Source organism: Sinosporangium album, assembly GCF_900100605.1.
Taxonomy (GTDB): Bacteria; Actinomycetota; Actinomycetes; order Streptosporangiales; family Streptosporangiaceae; genus Sinosporangium; species Sinosporangium album.
The window spans coordinates 97,636-120,236 of the sequence record NZ_FNCN01000012.1 but is presented as its reverse complement, the minus strand read 5'-3'; the positions used below and the strand labels follow the sequence as shown (position 1 = coordinate 120,236).

At 59.6% G+C, this 22,601-nt stretch carries 22 protein-coding genes, 6 tRNA genes and 1 pseudogene; 26 read left to right on the top strand and 3 right to left on the bottom strand.

Annotated features, from left to right (window positions below; all coding sequences use genetic code 11):
• Positions 1-9: 9 nt before the first annotated feature.
• Positions 10-162 carry a hypothetical protein gene (locus BLQ73_RS32425; RefSeq protein WP_176955461.1) on the bottom strand — a complete coding sequence of 51 codons (153 nt, stop codon included), beginning with the start codon at positions 160-162 and terminating at the stop codon, positions 10-12.
• On the opposite strand from BLQ73_RS32425, the gene BLQ73_RS14950 reads away from it, so the two are divergent.
• The 18 genes and pseudogenes from BLQ73_RS14950 (at position 161) to BLQ73_RS14880 (ending at position 10,687) form a co-directional block, all read left to right on the top strand.
• Positions 161-637 (top strand): NAD(P)H-binding protein, encoded by a 477-nt coding sequence (locus tag BLQ73_RS14950; protein WP_093171052.1) that lies wholly within the window; start codon positions 161-163, stop codon positions 635-637. The genes BLQ73_RS32425 and BLQ73_RS14950 overlap by 2 nt on opposite strands.
• 112 nt (positions 638-749) lie before the next feature.
• Positions 750-2,360 (top strand): recombinase family protein, encoded by a 1,611-nt coding sequence (locus BLQ73_RS14945; RefSeq protein ID WP_176955460.1) that lies wholly within the window; start codon positions 750-752, stop codon positions 2,358-2,360.
• An 859-nt stretch (positions 2,361-3,219) separates the two neighbouring features.
• Entirely contained in the window at positions 3,220-3,546 is a 327-nt protein-coding gene (locus BLQ73_RS35015) for an HNH endonuclease (protein WP_420820013.1), read from the top strand.
• Positions 3,536-3,982: a phage terminase small subunit gene (locus tag BLQ73_RS14935; protein ID WP_093171050.1), complete on the top strand. Its 447-nt coding sequence runs from the start codon at positions 3,536-3,538 to the stop codon at positions 3,980-3,982. Before BLQ73_RS35015 ends, BLQ73_RS14935 begins: the two co-directional genes overlap by 11 nt.
• A complete protein-coding gene (locus BLQ73_RS14930) occupies positions 3,979-4,212 on the top strand; it encodes a hypothetical protein (protein WP_093171049.1) in 234 nt (77 codons plus the stop codon). Before BLQ73_RS14935 ends, BLQ73_RS14930 begins: the two co-directional genes overlap by 4 nt.
• A 28-nt stretch (positions 4,213-4,240) precedes the next feature.
• A pseudogene (locus BLQ73_RS35010) lies at positions 4,241-4,420 on the top strand (Acb2/Tad1 domain-containing protein); the annotation flags it as partial.
• Positions 4,406-4,476, top strand: a tRNA-Met gene (locus BLQ73_RS14920). The pseudogene BLQ73_RS35010 and the gene BLQ73_RS14920, both read left to right, overlap by 15 nt.
• Before the next feature lie 358 nt (positions 4,477-4,834).
• Positions 4,835-4,905, top strand: a tRNA-Pro gene (locus BLQ73_RS14915).
• 139 nt (positions 4,906-5,044) lie between these two features.
• A complete protein-coding gene (locus tag BLQ73_RS31360; protein ID WP_143020281.1) occupies positions 5,045-5,377 on the top strand; it encodes a hypothetical protein in 333 nt (110 codons plus the stop codon).
• Positions 5,378-5,446: 69 nt separating this feature from the next.
• Positions 5,447-5,518: transfer RNA gene (locus BLQ73_RS14910), tRNA-Val, on the top strand.
• 1 nt (position 5,519) lies between these two features.
• Positions 5,520-5,593: transfer RNA gene (locus BLQ73_RS14905), tRNA-Arg, on the top strand.
• A gap of 5 nt (positions 5,594-5,598) precedes the next feature.
• A tRNA-Asn gene (locus BLQ73_RS14900) sits at positions 5,599-5,671 on the top strand.
• A 70-nt stretch (positions 5,672-5,741) separates the two neighbouring features.
• Positions 5,742-6,026 carry a WDGH domain-containing protein gene (locus BLQ73_RS31355; RefSeq protein ID WP_143020280.1) on the top strand — a complete coding sequence of 95 codons (285 nt, stop codon included), beginning with the start codon at positions 5,742-5,744 and terminating at the stop codon, positions 6,024-6,026.
• 36 nt (positions 6,027-6,062) lie between these two features.
• A tRNA-Gln gene (locus tag BLQ73_RS32415) sits at positions 6,063-6,133 on the top strand.
• A 104-nt stretch (positions 6,134-6,237) separates the two neighbouring features.
• Positions 6,238-7,740, top strand: a complete 1,503-nt coding sequence (locus BLQ73_RS14895) for a terminase large subunit (RefSeq protein WP_218125862.1) — start codon at positions 6,238-6,240, stop codon at positions 7,738-7,740.
• A gap of 54 nt (positions 7,741-7,794) precedes the next feature.
• Entirely contained in the window at positions 7,795-9,171 is a 1,377-nt protein-coding gene (locus tag BLQ73_RS14890) for a phage portal protein (protein ID WP_218125861.1), read from the top strand.
• 47 nt (positions 9,172-9,218) lie between these two features.
• Positions 9,219-9,800, top strand: a complete 582-nt coding sequence (locus BLQ73_RS14885; RefSeq protein ID WP_093171047.1) for a hypothetical protein — start codon at positions 9,219-9,221, stop codon at positions 9,798-9,800.
• Positions 9,801-9,892: 92 nt separating this feature from the next.
• Positions 9,893-10,687, top strand: a complete 795-nt coding sequence (locus BLQ73_RS14880; protein WP_093171046.1) for a phage major capsid protein — start codon at positions 9,893-9,895, stop codon at positions 10,685-10,687.
• 1,071 nt (positions 10,688-11,758) lie between these two features.
• Here the strand turns inward: BLQ73_RS14880 and BLQ73_RS34625 are convergent.
• A complete protein-coding gene (locus tag BLQ73_RS34625; RefSeq protein ID WP_275936290.1) occupies positions 11,759-11,890 on the bottom strand; it encodes a hypothetical protein in 132 nt (43 codons plus the stop codon).
• A gap of 204 nt (positions 11,891-12,094) precedes the next feature.
• Between BLQ73_RS34625 and BLQ73_RS14875 the strand changes: the two genes are divergently transcribed.
• From BLQ73_RS14875 to BLQ73_RS14840, 8 genes are all read left to right on the top strand, one after another.
• A complete protein-coding gene (locus BLQ73_RS14875) occupies positions 12,095-12,679 on the top strand; it encodes a phage tail tube protein (RefSeq protein WP_476712863.1) in 585 nt (194 codons plus the stop codon).
• Between the two features lie 22 nt (positions 12,680-12,701).
• A complete protein-coding gene (locus BLQ73_RS31350; protein ID WP_143020278.1) occupies positions 12,702-12,983 on the top strand; it encodes a hypothetical protein in 282 nt (93 codons plus the stop codon).
• A gap of 14 nt (positions 12,984-12,997) precedes the next feature.
• Positions 12,998-13,396, top strand: a complete 399-nt coding sequence (locus tag BLQ73_RS14870) for a hypothetical protein (RefSeq protein WP_093171044.1) — start codon at positions 12,998-13,000, stop codon at positions 13,394-13,396.
• A 6-nt stretch (positions 13,397-13,402) separates the two neighbouring features.
• Positions 13,403-17,161, top strand: a complete 3,759-nt coding sequence (locus tag BLQ73_RS14865; protein WP_143020277.1) for a coiled-coil domain-containing protein — start codon at positions 13,403-13,405, stop codon at positions 17,159-17,161.
• A gap of 326 nt (positions 17,162-17,487) precedes the next feature.
• Positions 17,488-18,096 (top strand): phage distal tail protein, encoded by a 609-nt coding sequence (locus tag BLQ73_RS14860; RefSeq protein WP_338056629.1) that lies wholly within the window; start codon positions 17,488-17,490, stop codon positions 18,094-18,096.
• Positions 18,089-19,288: a siphovirus ReqiPepy6 Gp37-like family protein gene (locus BLQ73_RS14855; RefSeq protein WP_093171041.1), complete on the top strand. Its 1,200-nt coding sequence runs from the start codon at positions 18,089-18,091 to the stop codon at positions 19,286-19,288. Before BLQ73_RS14860 ends, BLQ73_RS14855 begins: the two co-directional genes overlap by 8 nt.
• Positions 19,272-20,456 (top strand): hypothetical protein, encoded by a 1,185-nt coding sequence (locus BLQ73_RS14850; RefSeq protein WP_143020276.1) that lies wholly within the window; start codon positions 19,272-19,274, stop codon positions 20,454-20,456. Before BLQ73_RS14855 ends, BLQ73_RS14850 begins: the two co-directional genes overlap by 17 nt.
• Before the next feature lie 1,227 nt (positions 20,457-21,683).
• The gene (locus tag BLQ73_RS14840) at positions 21,684-22,367 is read left to right on the top strand and encodes a peptidoglycan-binding domain-containing protein (RefSeq protein ID WP_143020275.1); all 684 of its coding nucleotides are present in this window, start codon (positions 21,684-21,686) and stop codon (positions 22,365-22,367) included.
• A gap of 2 nt (positions 22,368-22,369) precedes the next feature.
• On the opposite strand, the gene BLQ73_RS33440 is transcribed toward BLQ73_RS14840, so the two are convergent.
• A partial coding sequence (locus tag BLQ73_RS33440) for a transposase (protein ID WP_218125860.1) occupies positions 22,370-22,601 on the bottom strand: 232 nt, incomplete at its 5' end.

Genomic DNA, 22,601 nt, shown 5'->3' with positions numbered 1-22,601 from the left:
GTCGGGAGTTCAAGCGAGGCGTTTCTCCCGCTCAAGCGCCTCGTCGAGATCGGCCGCCTTGGTGATCGTGAACCCGCCGCCGTACCGGCGGCCGACACCCGGGCCGACACGGCGGCCGAGGTGCGGGGCCTTGGGGCTGTGCCGTACGAAGATGGGGGGCATGACGGTCCGATGCCTGGTCACGGGGGCGACGGGATACATCGGCGGACGGCTGGTGCCCGAACTGCTGAAGGCGGGCCACACGGTGCGGTGCGCGGCGCGGTCGGAGGGGCGGCTGCGGGGGCAGCCGTGGGTGTCGGAGGTGGACGTCGTGCAGGCCGACGCCATGCACTGCGACTCGATGCTGCGGGCGCTCACGGGCATGGACGTCGCCTACTACCTCATTCACACCATGGGCGCGGGCGGGAACTTCGCCGACCAGGACCGCAGGGCCGCGACGGTGTTCGGAGCGGCGGCCCATGCGGCGGGGATACGGAGGATCGTCTACTTGGGCGGGCTCACCCCGGAAGACGACCTGTCGCCGCATCTGCGGTCGCGGGCCGAGGTGGGGGACATCCTCCTCGCCTCCGGGGTGCCGACGGCGGTGCTGCGCGCGGGCGTCATCATCGGGTCGGGGTCGTCCAACCATCCACATTGACAACAAGATCAGACCTTCACGAACATGCCCATAGCAGTACAGGGCAGGACACAAGGGATGATCTAGACAGATGTCAACTACAGCGGCTCTATCAGCGCGCACGCCCCTGAGGGTGGTCGGGCTTATCCGCCTGTCCAACCTCACCGACACCAGCAGCAGCCCCGAGCGTCAGCGACTCAAGGTCGACCAGTGGGCGGACCTCAAGGACGCGGTGGTCGTCGGCTACGCCGAAGACTTGGACGTCTCCGCTATCCACACCTCTCCCTGGGACAGGCCGCAGCTTGCAGAGTGGCTCAACCGGCCCCAGGACTACGACGTCATCGTCGCCTGGAAGCTAGACCGGATCGCCCGCAAGGCGATCGACTTTCTTTACATCCTCGAATGGGCCGACCGCCACAACATCAGAATCGTAACCATCGATGATGGCATCGATCTGAGTACAGAAATTGGCCGCATGGTCGCTACCATCCTGGCCGTCTTCGCGGAGTTTGAAGGCCGAACAATGCGCTTCCGCGCAAAGCAGGCTTACGACCACAACGCCAAAATGGGGAAGTGGACCGGCGGCACTACCCCATACGGATACATGCCGTTCAAAACCGAAAACGGATGGAAGCTGATTCCGGACCCCGTCGCCTCTGCCGTGCTATGGGAAATCATCGAACGTGTTCTCAAAGGCGAATCCGTTCGTTCCATAACCATTGACCTCAACCGCAGGGCAACCTTGGCTCCAAGAAATCACTTCCGCGCCAGCCGAGGGCTTCCGATCAAGGACAGCGGATGGTCTACAGCGAATGTTCTTGAAATGCTCAGAAGCAAAATTCTGCTCGGCTTCCGACACATCGCCGGGTCGAGTGCGCGTGTCTTGAAAGGCGACGATGGGCTGCCCGTCGCAAGAGCCGAACCTCTGATCTCACTTAGCAAATGGAAGCAAATCCAAGCAGCACTCGACGAGAGGAAGCGGGCGAAGAAAGGGCCACGCAGCAACGGGTCAAAGCTCTTGCAAGTACTATACTGCCCTATTTGCCGTAGCGTCATGTACAAACTCAAGTCTCGCGGGAACCACCGATACTACAGGTGTTCGGCAATTAACAATGACCCGCCGTGCATACTACGCGGGATACCCGCCGCACCCGTAGAGTCGCACGTAGAAGAATCACTACTCGCATGGGCAGGTGATATTAAGCGGCTAGAACCTGTCCACTTCGAGGGGGTCGACTATTCCGAGGAGATTCAACAGGTAGAGGATTCCATCAAGGAGCTTGAGGAGGATAGATACTTGTATGGTCTCTATTCGGGACCGGAGGGGGCGGCCAGGTATCGCGAAATATACGCCAGGTTGGAACAAATCCATGCGGAACTGACAGCTAGGCCAACTTCACCCGCCCGCACAGATTGGGTCGACACCGGAGAGACCTATGCGAGCTACTGGAATTCCCTGAGCGAGCAGCAGCAGGCCGCAGAACTGCGAGCTATGGGCGTGAAAGTTTACGCTTTGGTATGGCACGACCTGAGAGATCCCGATGAATGGCCGGATCTGCCCAGGGCGACACTCGGATCCAAGACGTGGGCCCTCGGCGGCGAGGGTCGCCGCAAGCGCAATGTAGCCCCCATCATTCACGTGGATTGGGGGGACTTGAAGGCTATGGCACTCAGAGCGCAGGGCACGCCTGACGACCCCGAGGCAATTGCGTGGGGAAGGATTCGCCCGAAGGAAATAGAATAGAAGCATGAGGGGAGCCCCCAGGATCGATCCTGGGGGCTCTTCGCCGCTTACGCGGCCTGCTGTTCCAGTGCCTTAATCCAGGCCCTGAGAGAGCCGCTACGAGCCCTCAAATATTTACCTACTTTAAAAGTAGGGATCTTATAGAGTGGTCCAACTCTGGTGATCCATCGTTCGTCCACTCGGAGAATGTGTGCTATCTCCTCTGGAGTGAGGAGTCTCTCATCATTGAGGCAATCTCGGAGGGCGTGGACCTCCTTCCACAGAAGGTCTTCCCTCTCCTCCTGAGCGAGCCCTGAGAGCTGAAGTTCAGTGAGCAATCCCGTAACCCATCTATGTCATAGGCGGCTCACGCCGCACCGTGCGATCACATCCACCGGAAGTAAGCCCCGGTGAACGCAAGCTTTGCGGCGTAGCCGGTCTATTGATAGGGCGTAACCGCCCCTGGTTGGCGTGTCCATGGGGAGCACGGTACTACTGTGGCACTTCCGTAACAAGCACCCATCCACCCCTCTAGTGATCTTGGGACAGATGGCGTGACATCCATCCTGGGTGAGGAGGTAGGGGGCACACCTTTATAGAGGGGGCGAAGCCCCCGATCCGCGCTGTAGCGCGGGCAGCCCGTCAGGGCTGCACTAACCATTACTGCGCCTCCGGCGCACTGACTGACTAGTGGGGCCTCCGGCCCCTACTAACTAACTTAGTAGCGGCCTTCGGCCGCACTACTACTAGTAGTAACGCGCGCTTGCGCGCACGCCGGAGAAAAAGATTTGTTGATCCGGCGATTTGTGGGCGCGTCCGCGCCCGGAACTTAATTCATCTGTCCGTCGCTAAGGGGGTCGCGACGCCGAGAGCACGCGCAGTGTGCGCGACCAGTGGATGCGCTAGACCGGCCAGCCCTCAGGGCGCTACAGGCCATTGTGGGGCTCACAGGCGGCGGCCGTGGGCCGACAGCCCGAGGAACACTGCTAGGCCGTCAGATTGGTCCACAACGCGCCTCAAGGCGCGTCTGCGGGACGGCTACAGGTGCCGTCTGTGTGGTGCGGCGGATAGCCGCATTGTGGACCATGTCATCCCCGTAGCGCGGGGTGGGTCATGGGACCTGACGAACCTGCGGGTGTTGTGCGAGTCATGTCATAGCGAGAAGACGACCAAGGAGAGCAGGGAGGGGAGGAATCGTGGCCGGTAAGGGAGCGCCGCCGAGGGCGACGCATCAGCGGGCGCGCGACACCAGGGCGCGCATCGACGCCAAAGCAATCAAGGTGCCTGACAAGCCCTTCGACGGCCCAACGCCCGATCTGCCGGAGGGGGACTGGCACCCTCAGACTCTCCGATGGTGGGAGACATGGGCTACGAGCCCTCAGGCTCACATGTTCACGTCCACCGATTGGGCGTTCCTCAGCGAGACTGCATATCTCGCTGACGCCTACTACCGGGGGAACCTGACGGTCGCGTCCGAGCTACGGCTACGGGTCGCCAAGTGGGGTGCGACCCCCGAGGACAGGGCGCGTCTGCGCCTCCAGCTCGTTCCAGAGGACGAGGAGAGTCCTTCGCTGGCCGTTGTCACTCCGATGCCCCGTAGGGGCGCTGTGAGGGATCTGAGCGACCTGAGCGAGGTCTCATGACCGCCGACGTCGTGGCCGATGTGGTGACCGTGCATCACCTGGACGGCCGGTGGCGCGTCTATATCGACGATGATCCCGTGCGCGCGGCCGTCGCGGCGGTCGACATCGACACAGAGGCCGACACGGTCACGATCACAGTGCCCGCGCGGCGTATCGAGTACATCAAGCAGGCCGCCGACCGCGCGGCCGAGTATGGAAGGTTTACCGCTTCTGCCCCTGACTCAGGATGAGTTGTCGCGGTGACTTGACTATCACGCGCCTGATGAGGCGCGGCGAGCGAAACATGAAACGGTTCGCGCCGAGTGCCGGCGTCTATTCGCAACGTTGAATGATCTGTTGCCGGATAGCCGCGAAACGAGTCTGGCTCTGACGCATCTTGAGCATGTGATGTTTTGGGGTAATGCCGCGCTGGCGCGGGATCGTAGCGGGATGGTGTAACGGTAACATGCGAGTTTCATAGGCTCGCGCTTCGGGTTCGATTCCCGATCCCGCCACTCATTCGCCGGGTAGGCAGTACAGCCCATCGGAGTGGGCTGTACTGTGATATCCCGCTTGACCGCGAAAAAGAATCGATTACCTAGTTCTACCCTGCTTTAGTCGTCATTCCCGTCACGATCGAGAGCTTTGCTAGAAGCAGTTTTGAGCGCTTCCAGCACATTCCGTGGGGAATGTTCGCAGTATCTCCGTAAGGCGTACACCCGTATCGTCAAAGTGCGCCTCTAGTCCTTTGACACCGCGCGTTACAGCTTTCAACAATTCTGCGAGCTGATCAACGTTCTCCATGCCGTCGGCCATGTGGTCATTCTTCACCATGTCGCGGTAGTTGTCCAGCCGTCGCGATGCGGAAGCAATGTGGAATTGGTGAAGAGGCATCACGGTCGCTTTGGATGCGAGCGTCAGAGGTTCGATTCCTCTATTCCGCACTCGCTAGCTGTTTGGAGGCGTTATAGCGAGAATGTTGAGCGCTGCTGCTCTCCAGGGTCACTACGAAGATTGGTGTTACCGCAATACCGGGTGGAAACGTATGGTGAAGCGCATCCAGCGGAAGGCCAAGAAGCGCCTATGGGTTCGGGATTGAAAGCTTCCAAAATGATTGTTTTCAGTGCTGCGGGAGCGCTCTCGGCCGCCCTCCTTGCCGCATGCGGCCAGAACCTCGCGGCCGACTGCGTCGCCTCACAGCCGTTGCCGAACGGTTCCTACCAGATTGTAGATGACCGGCATTGCGGCAACAGAAGCGCGGACTATGTCTGGTATTACGGCGGCTCTAACAGCGGTGGGCATGTAAGCGGCGGCAGCACGGTGAAGCCGAAGAACGCGAACATCACGAGCCGTAGCGGGCAGGTGATATCGCGTGGCGGTTTCGGTGGCCGTGGTGGTTCTTCAGGCAGCGGCTGAACCTGTTGTATCCGGCGGCCGGAATCGTTCCGGTCACAGGGTTCCGCCGGAGGCAGAAAGGCTTCTTTTGCCGCTCTAGCTCATTGGTAGAGCACCTATTTTACACACAGGTGGCGCGGGGTTCGATTCCTCGGAGCGGTACGCGGTTCTGGCTCAATTGGTTAGAGCAGCCGACTTCTAATCGGCGGGTTCCGGGTTCGAGTCCCGGGGACCGTACTCATTGGCGTGTAGCTCAATTGGTGGAGCGGCGCACTGTTAATGCGCGGGTTGCTGGTTCGAGTCCAGCCACGCCAGCGAGGAAGATCGAGATATCGGCGATACCACTTAGAAAGAGGCATGGGTGGAGGCTATTACGGGATTGCGCGTGCTTGACATCTATAGTGAGCGTTCCGCGCTGGTAGCTCATCTAGCTGCACTACACCCCTCATTGATTTCCTACAACGACCCAGAAGAACCTGAATGGCCTTTGGTGTACATCGACACACCTGAAGGCCAATTGTCGTGGCATATCGCGCCAAGCGACCTCTATCTATTCGCTCACGTGCCTATTGTCGGCAACGATGTGGCGGTGTGGGACGGGCACGATACACCTGAAAAGTACCGCAGGTTGAGGGCACTTACCGCGCGCAACCTCACAGAGCGTGCGTAACCTTCGCCGCACTTTTCTTGGAGCGGCATCTGTCTATCCCCGGTCGTCTAGTGGCAGGATGCACGGCTTTGGACTGTGCGGGTGGAGTTCGAATCTCTAACGGGGAGCAGGATAACTTTGGAGCCTATTGCCCTATCTGTCTGACGGCTCGTGGACGCCACCAAAACACTCTCTCGGATGGGATCTCTGTCTATGGATTGAGGAGTGGTGTGTGCATGGCCCTGGCGACGTCCAGGGGCAGCCCGTTCACCTCCTGACGCCCGACGAGACAGGTTGGCGTGATGTCGAGTTCGCTCGTTTCATCATCGATTGCTACGAGGTAGATTCCGTTGGGCGCCGGCGTGTAAACCAGGCTTTCATCAGCCGTTCGAAAGGGCGCGCGAAATCCGAGCTTGGCGGTTTCATCGGATGCGCCGAAGCGCTTGGGCCGGTCCGGTTCTCCCACCGGGATAAAGAGGGTAATCCTGTAGGCCGCCCTGTCATGGTGCCCTATATCCGCATCATGGCCACCGAGGAGAACCAGGCCGGAAACGTCTACGACGTGATCAAATACAATTTCGATCACGGGCCTCTGGCCGAGGTTTCCGGGGTTGATTCGGGTTTGACTCGGATCATTCTCCCGGATGGTGGGGAAATCACGCCGAGTACGGCTAACGCCGCTTCTAAGGACGGCGGAAAAGAGACGTGGGTTTGTTACGACGAAACCCACCTGTGGACGACCCCTGAACTGAGGCGCACATATTCGACCGTGCGCCGGAACCTGGTGAAGCGGAAACTTGCCGAGCCGTGGTCGCTCGAAACCAGCACCATGTACGCCCCAGGTGAAAACTCGGTAGCGGAAGCAACTCACGAGTACTTCCAGAAAGTTTCCGAGGGCCTTATCAAAGACCAGGGCGTTTTGATGGATCACCGGGAAGCGCCCGAGGTTGACATCAACAACACTGAGGCGCTTCTAGAGGCACTGGTTTACGTGTATGGTTCTTTCGCTTCGGTGATCGATTTGGATCGGATTGTTGCCGAGATCCGGAATCCGGCGACCGAGGAAGAAGACGCCCGCCGCTATTTTTTGAATCAGGTGGTTGCCGGTTCGGATCAGTGGATGGATCGTGCGTCGTGGCAGGCTCGCAGGGACGATACCGACCCCATTCGATTGGGTGATCAGATCGCTATCGGTTTCGATGGTTCAATCCGAAACGACTCCACAGCGCTTATCGGTTGTCGCCTCCGTGACGGCAAACTGTTTGTTCTGGGTGTGTGGGAGAAACCCGACACGGACGACGATTGGGAAGTCGATTTCCTTGCCGTTGACGCGGCCATGGCCGCCGCCGAGAAAACGTATCGGGTCGAGTGGGCATATTGCGATCCCGCGTATTGGCAGGACATTGTGGGCCGGTGGTCGATCGAGTTCGGAACGAAGAAGATTTTCGAGTTCTGGACGAACAAAGACGGCCGCATGGTGCAGGCTCTTGAGCGTTTCCACACTGCGGTTATCACAGGTCAGCTCGCGCATGATGGCGACGCGACTTTGACGCGCCACATTTTGAATGCCAGGAAACGAAACATACGCGCCGGCACTCTCATTCGAAAAGAAACCCCGCGTTCAAAGAAGAAGATCGATGCCGCTGTTGCGGCCGTGCTGGCTTATGAGGCTCGCGGGGATGCGATTGCCGATGGCCGTTTGAAGAAAGCGAAGCGCCGTGTACGCGGCTTCTAGCATTTGGGAGGCTATCTGGCTCTAGGGAAACCCCCTGAGACCCCGTTGGAATGGGTGGCGTACCTAGATTCCAAGCTGAGCGGTCAAAAGGGCAAGGCGAAGAAGTACGCCGACTACTACGACTCCAAGAACACGAATCTCCAGTACGCCCAGGTGCGTTTCCAAGAAGCCTTTGGTGCGATGTTTCAAGGCTGGCAAGTGAATTTTTGCGGCCTGATCATTGACTCGATTAGTGAGCGTATCCGCGTCGAGGGTTTCAGGATGTCGTCTGATCCTTCTGCGGATCGGAATGCTTGGCAGATTTGGCAGCGCAACAGTATGGACGCGGATGGTAACGCGTGCCATATCGATGCGCTTGCGCTCGGTTCGGCTTATGCGACGGTGTGGGCTGATGCAGATGGCCAGCCGACTATCACGCCGGAATCGGCGTCAGAGGTATACGTCCAATACCAGCCCGGGTCACGCCGTAAAGTGATGTCAGCGCTCAAGCGGTATCGGGATGACTGGGGTACTGAGTACGCCACCCTGTGGACACCTCAGAAGGTTTATACGTCGACGGCCCTGTCCCGTACGGGAAATATTGGCGCCACTCGTCTGCGGTGGTCTGAGGCCGATGCGGCTCCTAATCCCCTGGGTGTGGTTCCGGTGGTGCCGCTGTATAACCGGACGCGGCTAAGGCCGGACCCGTTCAGCGAGCTTGAGCCGATCGTTCCACTCGCTGACGCGATCTCTAAGATCGCCGCTGATGCTCTTATCGCTTCTGAGTTTGCGGCATTCCCGCAGCGTTATATTGCTGGTTTGGAGATCGAAGAAGACGACCAGGGCAACCCCAAATCGCCTTTCAAGATCGCGATCGATCGTCTGTTGATGGCCGAGGACGCGAACACGGTTTTCGGGCAGTTCGAAGCCGCGGACTTGGGTAACTATGTCCGTCTGATCGACGCGTATATCGCTTCCCTCGCCGCGATCTCCCGTATCCCGTTTCACTATTTCCTGATCGGCCGTGGCGGTCAACCGCCCTCCGGTGAGGCGATCACGAGCGCTGAGGCCGGTCTCGTCGCTAAAGCCCGTGAACGCATGCTTCACTTCGGCGAAAGCTGGGAGACGGTTATGCGGCTCTGTTTCAAGGTGTTGGGCGATAAGCGGGCGGATGCTCACGACGCCGAAATAATTTGGGGCGATCCGCAATACCGTAACCAGGCCGCGCTTATCGACTCTGCTGTGAAACTTGCGAATGGGCTTGACGTTCCCCGCCTTCAGCTCTACTCGGATGTGGGCTACTCGCCGCAGCAGATTGAGCGTTTCGATGAGTTGCGTGAGATGGATTTCGAGCTTGCCCGGCGCCGCGCCGAGTTGGCTCGCGAGAACGCCGAGAAGCTTCAGGTTGACAATTCTGAACCTGGCCAACAAGGACTTTCTAATGCTGCTTAGGCCGACACGGCTGAATGCGGCTCCGACATGGACAGGAAAGATGATTTATGCCGGATGACGGCAACCCGAACCCGCCGACCGACACGGTAACGGTGGAATCTCTACAGGCCCAAATCGCCTCTCTGACTGCGGACAGAGACAACCTGACTACGGATAGGGACAAGTGGAAGGGCCTTAGCAGGAAACACGAGGGCGAGCGCAACGACGCTCTTAAGCAGGTATCGACGCTTGAGAGTGAGACTGCGTCTGCGGTGGATGCTGCCCGCGAGGAAGGCCGACAGGCCGCGCTCGCCGACACCGCGCACACGCGTGTTGAGGCTGCGCTGTACCGGCAGGCTGCCGCGTCCGGTGTGCAGCTCCCCGACAGCATCGCGGCCGTGGTGGACCTGGGGAGGCTCGCAGCCGACGACGGCACCCCCGACACGGACGCCATCGCCGGACTGCTCGCCGCGTTCACGCCGCGGCCCGACGCGCCCAAGTACGCGCCGCCTGACTCTCTCGGTATCGGCCAGAGGCAACCATCCACGGACCAGCTCACTCGTGCCGACCTACAGACCCTCACCCCCGCCGAGATCAACCAGGCCCGCCTAGACGGCCGCCTAGACAACCTGCTCAACGGCGAAACGTAACCCCTTAGGAGTTTTTACTACTGCCGACGATTTTTAATGCTGCCCAGAGGGCAGCGCGTTTTGTTCCCGAGATTTGGACCTCGGGCATTTTCATGGCCCTTGAGGCCGAACTCGTTATCGGTTCTAGCCTCGTAGTCAACCGCGACTACGAAGGCGATATCACCGGCATGGGCGACACAGTTCGTATCCCGACCGTACTTGACCCGACGACCGAGGACTATAGCCCGATCACGGGTTTCGCGGGTGATCCCGCGGAGAACACTGGCGACAGTCTCACGTTTGAGATTGAGCGCGCACGGGCTTTCCGCTTCCGCGTTGAGGACATCACGCAAGTACAGTCTCAAATCGGTGGCCAGTACATGACGCATGGCGTTACTCGCGCCGGCCGGAAACTGGCCGAGGTCGCGGATGCCTATGTAGCGGCCAAGATCGTTGCTGCGGTGCCTGCTGGAAATCGGCGGGTTACCGTTAACCTGGCTGGCACTGTCGACGCGCTTTATAAGCAAATCGTGCAACTCAAGGTCGAGCTGGATAAGACGAATACGCCTCAGGGTGGCCGTTTCTTGGTTATCACTCCTGATGTTTATGGTCTACTGCTTCAGGACTCGCGTTTCGTGGACGCGTCCCAGTTCGGCAGCAATGAGCCGATCAGGAATGGTGTCGTAGGCAAGACCCTCGGCTTCTTGGTGGTTTCGTGCAATGTGATGCCTGCGAACACGCACGTTATCGCTGGCCACAATATCGCGACCACGTACGCGGAACAGCTTGTTGAGGTCGAGTATTACCGGCCGGAGAAGTTTTTCGCTGACGCCGTCAGGGGTTTGCACGTTTACGGTGCGAAAGTGATGCGGCCGGAACATCTGGCGCTTGGTATCACGACTCCGTAATGCCCTCTAGGAGGTTCTGAGATCGCCCTAGGGGGTCTATTTGTTTGCGTCCCTTGAGGATGTGCAGACGCGGCTAGGGCGCTCTCTGGAGGCCGAGGAAGCCGCTAAAGTGACGGCCCTGATTGAGGACGTGACGGCGTTGATTCGGGATCAGTACCGGGATTTCAGTCCGGTGCCGGCCGCAGTTCGGGCAGTCACTTGTTCCGAGGTTATCCGGTTGATGAACTCGAATCCGGGCATTCTGTCGGAAGAAATCGGCGAGATCAGTACACGGTATGCGGTGTACCGGTCTGGCCTGTCAGCGGATGCACGCGCCGTCTTGCGCAAATATCGAGCGAGGGCGGCCAGCGTGCATGCTGGGGGGCCGGTTGCAGTTTAACGATATTGTGGACGTGTACCGGGCAAACGTGGTCGAAACTGATTTCGGTTCCCGCCGCGATTGGGTCAACCCGCGCCGGATCGTATCTACTTCCGCGATCGTACTACCGTCGCTCACGACGGAAACAAGTGATCCTGACCACGAAAACCACGAGGTCAGGATCACAATCTACTCGCGGCCCGTGGCCGTGCGCCCTACCGATCGCGTCCGTTTCGCCGGTAAATGGTATGAGGTTCGCGGCGAACCTATTGTTTGGCGAGGCCGTACAGCCTCATATATGCGTATCTCGGCGAGACGTATCGATGGCTAACCGAGCGACGTTGAAACTGCCTGCCGTTAGGCGTCTCGGCACTCATTCTCAGGTCACCGCGTTTCTGCTTTCGCAGAGGGCGAACAGTATCCGCGATACCGCGCACATGCTTGCGCCTTCCACCCGTGGAAGCTATCGCGGCCAATACAAGAAGAACCTGGAAGTTGATCTACGCTTGAATCGACGGCATGGATTCAGGTCGTTTGTGCTCGCAAGGCGTCACGCGATCGTTCAGGAGTTCGGGTGGACTGAATGGCGCGACGGCATCAAACACAGGGGCCGCTACATCCTCACTAGGGCTCTCAGAGCACACGAGGAGGAATAGACGCGCCTTAACCCGATCCCGTTTCTTGTAGCCAGGCTTCGAACGCTTCCGGTCCTGTCAGATGTGCATGTCGGTGCTGACCTTATCGGCCGAATCCCTGGCGATGCCGCCGTTGAGGTTGTTTTGGAACCCGGCGGCCGGCGTGTGGTCCGGCACCGAATGGACGCCCACCATATCACCCTCAACCATTACGGTTCCTCAAAGGAAACCGTTTCGAATCAAGCTTTCGTTGTTCGCGAGTATCTCCTTGAGACCTTGCCCGGCACTTCTCACGGCCTTGTTGCCGTAGCCGACGTGCACGAGATTTCCAGTCCTTGGGACGCGCAGGAACTTGAAACTTCCGAGCAGCGATTCATGCACCGCGTAACCCTGTTCCTGTATGAATCATGAGGTATCAATCTGGGCGCTAATACCGTCAACTCTATTCGTTTCGCTCCGAATGGCGGCATTTTCACTGGCGCTGTCGGCACGGCCGCCCCATTCGACGTGACAACGGCGCTCGCGGCCACGTGGAAACCGCTCGGTTATGTGAATGAATCCGGTGTGGTTCTGACGCCGAGTATGGAAACTAACCCGGTGCGGGCGTGGCAGTCCGCAACTCCGGTCAAGTATGTCGTGATTACTGCCGAGTATTCGCTCCAGTTCACGCTTCAGCAGTTCGATAAAGAAAGCGTGGAGCTGTATTTCGGAGCTAGTTTCGTTCCTGCGATGGACGGTGCCACCCCTCCGGTCGCGGTTCCCGGGGTTTTCCGGCTCGATCTTGATTCGACTCCGGAACTCACGGAGACGGCGCTGATCGTCGAATGGTCCGACGCCACGGCTCGAAACCGGCTGATTGTTCCCCGCGCGTCTGTTAGCGGTCGCGAGGGCCTGACGCTGGTTCGTAACGAGCCGACCGCGCTCGGTGTGACGCTGAACGCTCTGGATCAGGGCGGCATTCTCGGCTACCTGCTCACTAACGCCGCAGTCGGCACCTGACAGACGATAGAAAGGTCTCTTATTGAGTAAGGCGAGCACCGTCAAGACCGAGGCTGAAGACAGCCCATCCACGGTGGATGTGCCGTTCAAGGGCGTTGTTTTCACTGTCCCCACTAATCCACTGGATTGGGGTATGGAGACTATGGAGGCGCTGGACGGTAACAAGATCTCGCTTGCGCTGGCCGGGATGCTGGGCCCACGCCAGTACGCGAACCTGAAGAAGCTTAATCCTTCGCTTCAGGACGCTGTAGATCTCCTGTCGGCTATTTCGGCAGCGTCCGGCACTGGCAGCACGGGAAACTAGCTCTCGTCGCCACAGTGCTTGTCAAGCACAGTGACGACCTAGAAACCGATCTCCTGATGTTCTTCCCCACTGTAGACCTCACCGGTTTCTACAGTGGGACCGTTTCTCTCCGCCGGCTTTGGCTCTGCATCAAACGGCTCCTGAGTATGCGCGGCGATTCTGCTCTAGCAGTCGCCCTACTCGGCGAAAAAGCCGCGTGGTCCGACAGGGACCACATGATAGCGGATCTCATCGAGCGGCTTGATTTCGCGAACTGGCTGACCGCGAACATCAACCGCGGCAAGTCAGCCACCCAGACGCCGTTCCCGGAGCGGTATCCGCGCCCAGGCTATTCGAAACAGGATGCGCCGCCGGCCTCCGAGTTCGCGACTCCGGCTGAAATCTCTCGTGTCCTCGCAGCACTGCATAACTAACTGGGGGTGAATTCTCTACTGGCTGACGGTACCAAGGTCGGCAGCGGCTATATCGAAATCCGGCCTGAGATCGTCGGCGTCACCAACGCGCTCACCCGGGAACTCAACGAGCGTCTACGTGGTATCGCAGCCGGAAAGATCCGGGTTGCGCCTCAGATCACCGGTATCACGAAACGGTGGCAGGGCGAAGTACAACAGGTCCTGAACAGAGCGATTACCGGACTCACCATCAAAGTCAAACCGGTCATCGACGCATCTAAGCTTCAGGGCGCCGCTGCGAGGGTTTCGCGGACGGTGGCGGGTGAGAGCCGCCGTGCGTCTGAGGCGCTGACAGATGATTTTAGTCAGGCTGAGGACGATATCCGACGCAGTATGCGCGAGATCGATATCAGTATCCGGACCGGTCTCAAGGCCGCTTCTGAGGCTGACGTGTCGGCCGGGATTTCTCGCGTCGAGGCCGAGTATAAGCGGCTAGCTGAGGCGACTGAAGATCTGACGAACCGGCAGGTCGGCGCGCTGCGGAGCGGCGTCCGCGAGATGAGTGCCCTGCAAAACTCGGTCTCTCGAACTATCGAGTCCGAGGCGCGTGATGTGCAGCGCGCAAACGAGCTGCTTGAGTCCGAGATCCAGCGGACTATCAGCGAGACCGATGAGATGGTTGAGCGGTCTCGCGAGTCTATGCGCCGCTACAGCGAAAGCCTTTCCAGCGGATGGATGGGGCTAGGGAACTCTCTCTCCTCGATCTCTCAGCAGCGGAAAAAGATCTCCGATAGCATTTCGAGCGCTTTCCAGGACGCTGAGGGTATCGCGAGTCGGGCTGGCCGCAACATCGGCGACTCGCTATCGACTGCCGTCGGGGTGACGTTCAGGTTCGGCCTAGCGCGTCTTTTCGTCAACGTGCCGGTGATTCTGGGCGCTGTCGCTCTCGCCGCAGCACCTCTTGCAGCGGCCATATCTACGCTCGCGGCTGGTCTCACTGCGGTGGCGTCTCAGGCTGCCGCCGCTGGTGGGGCGCTTCTGGCTCTACCCGCAGTGCTGGGCGCTGTCATGCAGGGGACGACCGTCCTCTCTCTCGCTTTCGCCGGGATTGAGGATGCCCTCTCTGCTCTCCAGGCCGAGGAGGACGCGGCGGGACGCTCGTCGGCCGCTCTAGCTCAGGCGATGCAGGCAGCCTCTGAGCGTGTCGAGGACGCCAAGCGTCGCGTCGCCGACGTGGTGGAGTCCAGTCGGGATCGTGTTGCGGCTTCCGAGACCCGCCTAGCCGAGGTGGTGGAGGAGTCGGCGCGCCGCATCTCGGATTCCGAGGCGGCTCTAGCCGATGCGGTAGCGCAGGCCGGGGACCGGATCGAGTCAGCACGGTCCCGACTGGTCGATGCCGTCGAGGACAGCGCCCGCCTCGTCGAGGACGCGCAAGCGCGAGTAACTCGGGCACATGAGCAATCCGCGGAACGGGTTCTCGCGGCCGAGGACGCTCTACGCGATTCCAAAGCCCGGCTTATCGCGGCGGAAACCGAACTGGCCGATGCCCGCGAGGCTGCTCAACGCCGACTTGAGAATTTGGCTCTCGATATCGAGGGCGGGATTCTTGATGAGGAGTCGGCGCGGATTGCGCTTGAAAAGGCGAAAGCGCGTTTCGAGAACTTCACATCAGAGGATTCTTGGGCCAGCGAACTTGAGCGCCGTGACGCGGAATCAGCCTACGAGCAGGCGCGGCTCCGGCTACGCGAAATCGAGCTGAGAAATAGGCGCCTCCGTGAGGAACAGGAACGCGCGAACGAGGAAGGCATTGAAGGTTCTCGCGAGGTCACCGACGCAAAACAGGCGATTCTCGACGCGCAGGAATCCCAGATCAAGGCTGAGAAAGCTCTAGCTGAGGCTCGGCGGGAATCCGCAGCTGATATAGCTGAAGCGGAGAAGGCTCTAGCTCGTGCTCGCGATGAATCAGCGCGCCGCATCTCGGATTCCGAGGCGGCTCTAGCCGATGCCTATACTGATGCGGCTCGTAGTATAGCGCGTGCTGAACGCGATTTGCAGGACGCCCGGAAACAGGGCAGCTCCGATATCGCCGCCGCCGAGAAAGCTCTAGCCGATGCTAGGTCTGACGGGGCGAGGCAGATCGAGGACGCTCAGCGTGATCTAGCGCGAGCTATCCGGGACAGCGCACAGGCCACAGCCAAACAGTCGGAGGAATCCGCCAGAGCTGAGGAAGCTCTTAAGAAGCTTTCCCCCGCCGGCCGCGAATTCGTTCGTTTCCTCGATTCAACTCTTCTGCCTCGCCTGCAAGAAGTCCAATGGGCTATCCAGGATGCGTTTCTGCCGCCGCTGCAAGCGGCGTTGGCCGGATCAATGGGCATACTCGGTTTGATCGAGGATGAGCTCGCCGAGACGGCCGGTATTTTCGGCGGTTTCGCCGGGCGAGTCATCGTCTGGTTGAGCACCGGTGAGTCTCAGAACCGCATCGGCCGCATCCTCGACACGAACAACAGGCTGTTCGAGAAACTCGGCGATTCTGCTCTCAGCGTGCTGGACAGCGTCCTCATCCTCACTGACACGGCGGGCCCGCTACTGCTGCGTCTCGCGGACGCAGCCAATGAAGTTCTCACCAGGATCAACGAAATCATTTCCTCAGGCGAGCGCTCGGGTCGGCTTGTTGAGTTCTGGGACCGGGTCGGCGACTCGATTCAGCGGATTGTGGATATCGGGGTCACTGTCGCTAGCACTATCGCGGCGGTCTTCGAGATCGCCTACCCCTACGGTGAGCGGCTCCTGAAACTCGTCTCGGACACGTTCACCGAGTTTCAGGAATGGGTGAACAGCATTGAGGGCCAGAACGAGCTCCGCGAGTGGTTTCAGCGCGGCGAAGAAGTCATGCGGGAGCTTTGGCTACTCCTCATTGATGTGGGCAAGGCTTTGTTCGATATCGGCCGCGAATTCGATTTCGCGGAACTGATCCGGGTTGTTCGTGAAGATATCCTTCCCGCGTTCTTGCGGTTTGTGGCGGTGCTGACCGGCGACGGCGAAGGTCTAGCGTGGGCGCTGGCACGGGTGGCCGACCTGTTCGTCATCCTTGAGGGTGCCATTCTGGCGGTGAAAGCCGTGTGGCAGCTCATCACGCTAGACGTCGAGGCTTTCAAGAAGACTCTTACGGAACTATCGGAATACTTCTTCAGCTCTTTCCGACACTTCTTCCAGAAGGACTTCGTCGTAGTTCTCGCCGAGATAGTGGTCCAATGGCAGAAGACAACCCAGGCCATGGCCATATGGTGGCACGGATTTGTAAACGCCGTGAAAAACGGTTTGGTCGAGATCGGCAAGTTCTACATGGAGACCATCAAGCCGTTCCTTGACAGCTTGAACCCTTCTGCGCTTCTCCAACCTTTCCCATTCTTCCGATTCGCTGACGGCGGAGTGGTGCCAGGGTTCCAGCCTGGGAGAGATATCGTGCCGGCGCTGCTGTCCCCCGGTGAGGGAATTCTTAGGCCGGAGGCGGTGCGGTTTATCGGCCCTGACACTGTGTTGGCTTTGAACGCCGCCGCCAAGCGCGGACTGTTGAAGGGATTCTCCGACGGTGGTATCGCCGGGTATCGAGCCGCGGCGTTGCAAGCGTTCAGGCGGCAGACACAGACAGCCCCGCGAAACCAAACCGTCGAACTAGGCGACCGCACAGGAACGGTTTACAACCTGACGTTGAACGCGGCTCCCACGGTGCCGACTGAACGCCAAATGTTGAATGTGCTCGCTTATGCGGACGCCCTCTACGGGTGACGGATGAAAGAAGTTTTGGAGGCTAGCTGGCTGATCGTACTCGCCTGGTGTGGCAGCCAGGCCGCGCAGGCGCTCCCCCGGTGGTTCTCGCCGCCGGGGACGGCAGCCCCCCTGTAGGGATTATCGTCCAGCCGGGCGTGAGGGGGCTTCATGCGCCCACATACACGCATGTCTATACGGAGACGCCGGGTTTGGACGGCGCCCATTTGGCGCAGACGAGGGTTTCGCCGCGAGAAGTATTCATCCCCGTTTTCATCGAGGGTGGGACACGGGCTGAAGCGGTGGCACGCCGCCGGACCCTGGTATCGGCTCTGAATCCTGCCGGTGTGAACACCGGTCGGCTCACTGTGAACGAGACCGGGCAAGAAGGCCGGTACATCGACCTGGTTTATATGGACGGCGCCGAGGGCGACGAGGGGCAAGACGCGGCCGGTAACTACTGGTGCAACTACGGTCTGCGGTTCCTCGCTCTCGACCCGTTTTTCTATTCGTCAACGGCGGTCACGCATCTTTTCCGCAGCGACGCCGCAGGACGTACCCCGTTCTTCTCTATGCCCTTTCTCGGCCTGCACCTGAACCGCGATCTGGCGTTCAACGGCAACATTATCGTATCGACTGTTGGCGAGGTGGATACGTGGCCTGTGTGGGTGCTGGATGGCCCTCTTTCCGGAGTGACGTTCAAAAGCGTGACCCTCAACAGAGAGTTCACTTTCACCTATCAGCTTGGCGCCGGGCAGAGGGTGACTATCGATACACGGCCTGGCCGTAAAAGCGTCATCGGCCCTTTGGGTGTGAACCTGTGGGAGCACATCGGCAGTAATCCGCAGTTTTGGGCTATCGGCCCGTCTGAGAACCAGATCCAGCTAGCGGTTGCCGGTATGACTGCCGACACCCTGATCACTCTGGAGTACCGGCCGAGGTATCTAGGTGCGTAGATTCACTATCGAGGTGCGAAACGCACAATACCGCCCTGTCGGCGTCCTAGAGCGGTACACGAGTCTTGAGGCTATCGCAAGGTTTTGCGGGGTCGGCACGTGGACTATCTCTGTGGATGCAGGCGGTTCCGATCCGGTTCTTGAACCGGGCTACGGTGTGATCATTTGGGCTGAAGGCGTTCCGGAACCTATCCTGTCCGGTCCCGTGAAAACTATTAACCGCACCTGGAACGCGGAAAGCCCTTCGGGCGTATACACGTATACCGGTGTTTCGGATGAGCAGTGGCTACACGAGCGTGTCATTTTTCCGTTGCCGACGTCTCCTATCGGGGATCAGACTCTCGATCGGGAGTCGGGTTCGATTTCTGCGGCCGGCGGCCTTAGATATCTCGCGAATGTGAATATCGGGCCCGGTGCGCTTGTCGAGCGTCGGCACCCTTACCTCGTTATCGATGACGTCAGTTTCGGGTCTACGATTTCGTTGTCTGCCAGGTTCGATGTTTTGGGCGAGTACATGGCGCGGATTGCTGAACTGTCGGGTTTGGGGTTCCGGGTTGTCCAGTCCGGCGAGGGTATCCGGTTGCGGATTTTCCAGCCGGTGAACCGAGCCACTACAGCGATTCTCAGCCCGGACATGGGGAACATCGCGAGCTACGAGTATTCGATCACCGCACCGGAGTACACGTGGGCTGCCGTGGGTTGTCAGGGCGAGGGCCGACAAAGGTATTTGAAGGGTTTCGAGGACGCTCCGGGAGCGCTCGATTGGAACAGTTTGCGCCCTGAGCGTTTCATTGACCGCCGCGATATCCCTATCAAACGTGGCGTGACCGGTAACCCGATCGACCCCGAGGATAACTCGGCCGTTGCCCCGGCAGTTATCGCCGAACTAAACCAGGCTGGGGCTGAGGCGCTTTTGGAGGGCGCTGCTAAAGCCAGCCTTTCGGTCACTCCGTTGGACACTGATGGTTTGCGGTTCGGCCGCGACTACGCATTGGGCGACATTGTCACTGTGAAGATCGGCAGCGAAAGCATCGCGAACGTTCTGCGGGAAGTGAAGTTGACGGACACCGTGGAAAGCGGCGCGAGGATTGAGCCGGTGGTGGGGACGCCTGCGAGCGATTCAGCGCCAAGGCTGTACCGCACAATGAAACAACTGCAAGCCGCCCTGAAAAAGCTTGAATCCAGGAGATGATATAGCCGAGTTCTATTATCCCTTTGAGGCCGGCGCGGGGGCAGCGATCACTGAAGAGCAGTGGTCGCGCATGGCGGCCACATGGCAGGACGACGGCGTCATCGCCGACGGCCCTCACGAAACCGATCTTCGTATCACGACGGTCGGATCACAGGGCCAGGTTTTGGTTTCTGCTGGGCGCGCGCAGATCGCAGGCTTCCATTTCCATCTGGACGCTGGGAGGCCACTCGCTTTCCTGGAGAATTCGGCGGCGGAACCGCGGATTGATCTGGTTGTCCTTCGGTTGGACCGGATCGGCAACTCGATCGGCTTCGCGATAGTTCAGGGTTTTCCGGGAACGCCTCCGATTCCGCCTCCCCCTACCAGGGCATGGGCTACCAGGGAAATCCCCCTCGGTACTTTCCAAATCAATCCTGGCACGTCTTCCGCTGTGAACTTGACGGATGCTCGCGAGTTTGTTGGGAAACGGATCAAAACCGTTATCGCGGATGGCTCTGGTCTGCCGGATGGGGCGATCGGCTACCGGCCGTCAGATGGCGCATTCATTTTCCGGTCGTCGGGTGCTGACAGGCTTTTGCCGTCCGGATCTTCGGCCGGCGGGGTCACCGTGTGCACGTTTTCGACCAGGCCCGCAGCCCCGGTCACGGGGCAGCAGATCTACGAGACCGACACCTACAGGACGCTGGTGTGGACAGGTTCCGCATGGGTCGCGACATCCATTGCCCCGCAAATGTCCCGCAGAACCAGAGCGTCTCAAACCATCACCGCCTCAACGACGGCTTTCTTCTACTTTATCGATGTCACGACGGCGTCTTTCCAAACCGGCCCTGGCTGGGGCGGCCATCAGGCAGGCAAGTTGACTTTGCCGGTTCTGCCCATCACGACCTATTGGCAGGTTACAGGGACCGCGAAGTTGACCCCGGTTCAAAGTTCCAGTTTCCTTCTGGGGCTTCACCACTCGTCTTCTGATTGGTTCGCCTATGACGGCTCTATCGGCGACGACACGACGGGTGTGACTGGCCAGCAGATCGCCTTGAACGCGTCTGGGGTTTGCCAGGCGCCTTTGAACACCCCAGTATCGCTTTCCTTGGGGATTTCCCGGCAAGGAGGAACCGCGGATACCGTCGTAGTGGCCGAGGCCGCATTGTCGGCTATCAGGATTGGATGAAATCTGGCAGAGCAGAGCTACCCGTTTGACGCGGGACCTGGTTCCGGTATCACTGAAGAGCAGTGGTCGCGCATGGCAGATATTTGGCAAGACTCGGGTGTCGTCGCGCCCAGTCGGGCCGAAAACGATTTGAAGATCCATTCTTCTGGCGAGGCGGGGATTATCCATGTGTGGCCTGGGCGGGCGCATATCGCGGGCCACCACTACTATCTAGATTCTGCGACAACGCTACCGGTGGCCGCTAACACGTCTGGTGCGCCACGAACCGACCTCGTTGTTTTGCGTCTGGATCGTGCCGCGAATAGCATTTCGCTTGCGGTTAGGCAGGGGACGCCGGGTAACCCTCCGGCTAAGCCGCAGCCTGACCGGGGATGGAACAGCCCGGAGATCGTGCTGGGGTATGCGACGGTCCCTAACGGCACCAACTCGGTACCGGCGGGCAGCGTGGAGGATGCTCGGGACCTGATCGGGCAGCGCATTCGGGTCGGTGAGACGCCGACTGATTTCCCGCCTGGCGCTCTCGTATATAAACCATCGACGCAGAGTTGGCATGGAAGCCGGTCTGCGACTGCGGTGAAGCTCGCGACCGAGTCAGAGGGCGACGTCCGATGGGCTGCTAGGAGCCACAGTCACGGCGCGCCGTTCTCCTGGGGCGGGCTCACCATGCTGCGGAGTTTCGACATGGGGACGAATTTTTGGATGCGGAACGGGCCCGTGGTCACTGTTGCTCTGGGCGCTGGTTTTCTTGGTACTGGTACTCCGGTTCCGGCTGACACCGTGCTGGCCTCGATTCCAGCGGCTATCAGACCGTTTTGGAGTGTGCCGGCCGCAGGCTATTTGAGGAGTTACAGCAGCGGCGAATCGCATGGCGCCGCCCTGGCCGAGGTGACGTCAGACGGATACGTGAAATTCGTAGATGCTTCGACTCAGTTCGGGTCGTGGCGGTATCTGTGGTTTAGCTGCACCTACGTAATCGTCGCGTGAGGTGAAATTCTTTTGTCTGATCACGGCGTAGTTGTGACGCTGAAAGACATGTATGACGAGCTGAGGGCCCTAGTCGGCGAAGTCCGGCAACTCACACAGGAGCTGAGGGAGTCTCGGGCTACTGATGAGGATCACGAGCGTCGTATTAGGGCGCTTGAGGCGTGGCGGTATGCGCTGCCCGCGTCTGCGTTGATGGCTGCCGTGTCGATCGTTTTGACTGTTCTGAAAATTTGATGGGGTTGTATGGGCACCGCTGAACGTATGATTAAAGTCGCTACTGGCGAGGTCGGCTATAAGGAGAAAGGTTCGAACTGGTCTAAATATGCCGACCAGGTCCAGGAGCTTAGTTGGGCTCAGAATCAGCCTTGGTGTGTGACGTTTCTTACCTGGGTCGCTGGTAAGGCTGACTGCCGGGATATCGTCCCTATCACCGCGTCGTGCCTGACTGCGGTGGCGTGGTTTAGGCGGCAAGGCCGCTGGTCTTATGCCCCGCGTCCGGGCTCGTGGGTGTTCTATGGCCCCTTGGGCTCGACGCATGTCGAGCTGGTTGTACAGGTGGCCGAGGATCGAATCAAGACGATCGGTGGCAACACGACGGGCGATATCGGGGACGGCAACTATGCGAATGGTGACGCTGTCGCTTCGAAATGGGTCGACAGGGGTAGCCCTAGGATCTACGGCTATGGGCATCCGGACTACGATTCGCCGCCGGCGCCTGCATTCAAATCGAATCTGAAGGCTGGTTCGAAGGGTAATGCTGTGAAGGTTTGGCAGGGCCGTATGAGGGATCGCGGCTGGACTATTCGCGTTGATGGCGTGTACGGCCCTGCTAGTGCGGACGTATGTAAGAAGTTTCAGGCCGAGAAGCGGATACCAGTTTCGGGCGTGGTTGACGAAACCACCTGGCTAGAGAGGTTTAAAGGCTGAGGTTAGGGCGGCTGGAAGTCCAGCCCCGTCTTGGCGATGAACCCGGCGATGAGGTCAGGCCTGCGCTGCACACGCCTGAGCCGACCGCGCACCACCGAAACCAGCTCCTCCACGGTGCGCACCGGCAGGTTGGCCATGCTCTTCTTCATGTGAGCCCATACCGCCTCGACCGGGTTCAGCTCCGGCGCATACGGCGGAAGCCGGAACACCGTCAGCCACGGCCGGGCCTCGATC

Bases quoted from the DNA above. Each gene is read 5' to 3' on its own strand.
- BLQ73_RS14950 (WP_093171052.1), top strand. From the start codon at position 161: ATGACGGTCCGATGCCTGGTCACGGGGGCGACGGGATACATCGGCGGA.
- BLQ73_RS32425 (WP_176955461.1), bottom strand. From the start codon at position 162: ATGCCCCCCATCTTCGTACGGCACAGCCCCAAGGCCCCGCACCTCGGC.
- BLQ73_RS14930 (WP_093171049.1), top strand. From the start codon at position 3,979: ATGACCGCCGACGTCGTGGCCGATGTGGTGACCGTGCATCACCTGGAC.
- BLQ73_RS31360 (WP_143020281.1), top strand. From the start codon at position 5,045: ATGGGTTCGGGATTGAAAGCTTCCAAAATGATTGTTTTCAGTGCTGCG.
- BLQ73_RS14885 (WP_093171047.1), top strand. From the start codon at position 9,219: ATGCCGGATGACGGCAACCCGAACCCGCCGACCGACACGGTAACGGTG.
- BLQ73_RS14880 (WP_093171046.1), top strand. From the start codon at position 9,893: ATGGCCCTTGAGGCCGAACTCGTTATCGGTTCTAGCCTCGTAGTCAAC.
- BLQ73_RS34625 (WP_275936290.1), bottom strand. From the start codon at position 11,890: ATGGTTGAGGGTGATATGGTGGGCGTCCATTCGGTGCCGGACCACACG.
- BLQ73_RS14840 (WP_143020275.1), top strand. From the start codon at position 21,684: ATGGGCACCGCTGAACGTATGATTAAAGTCGCTACTGGCGAGGTCGGC.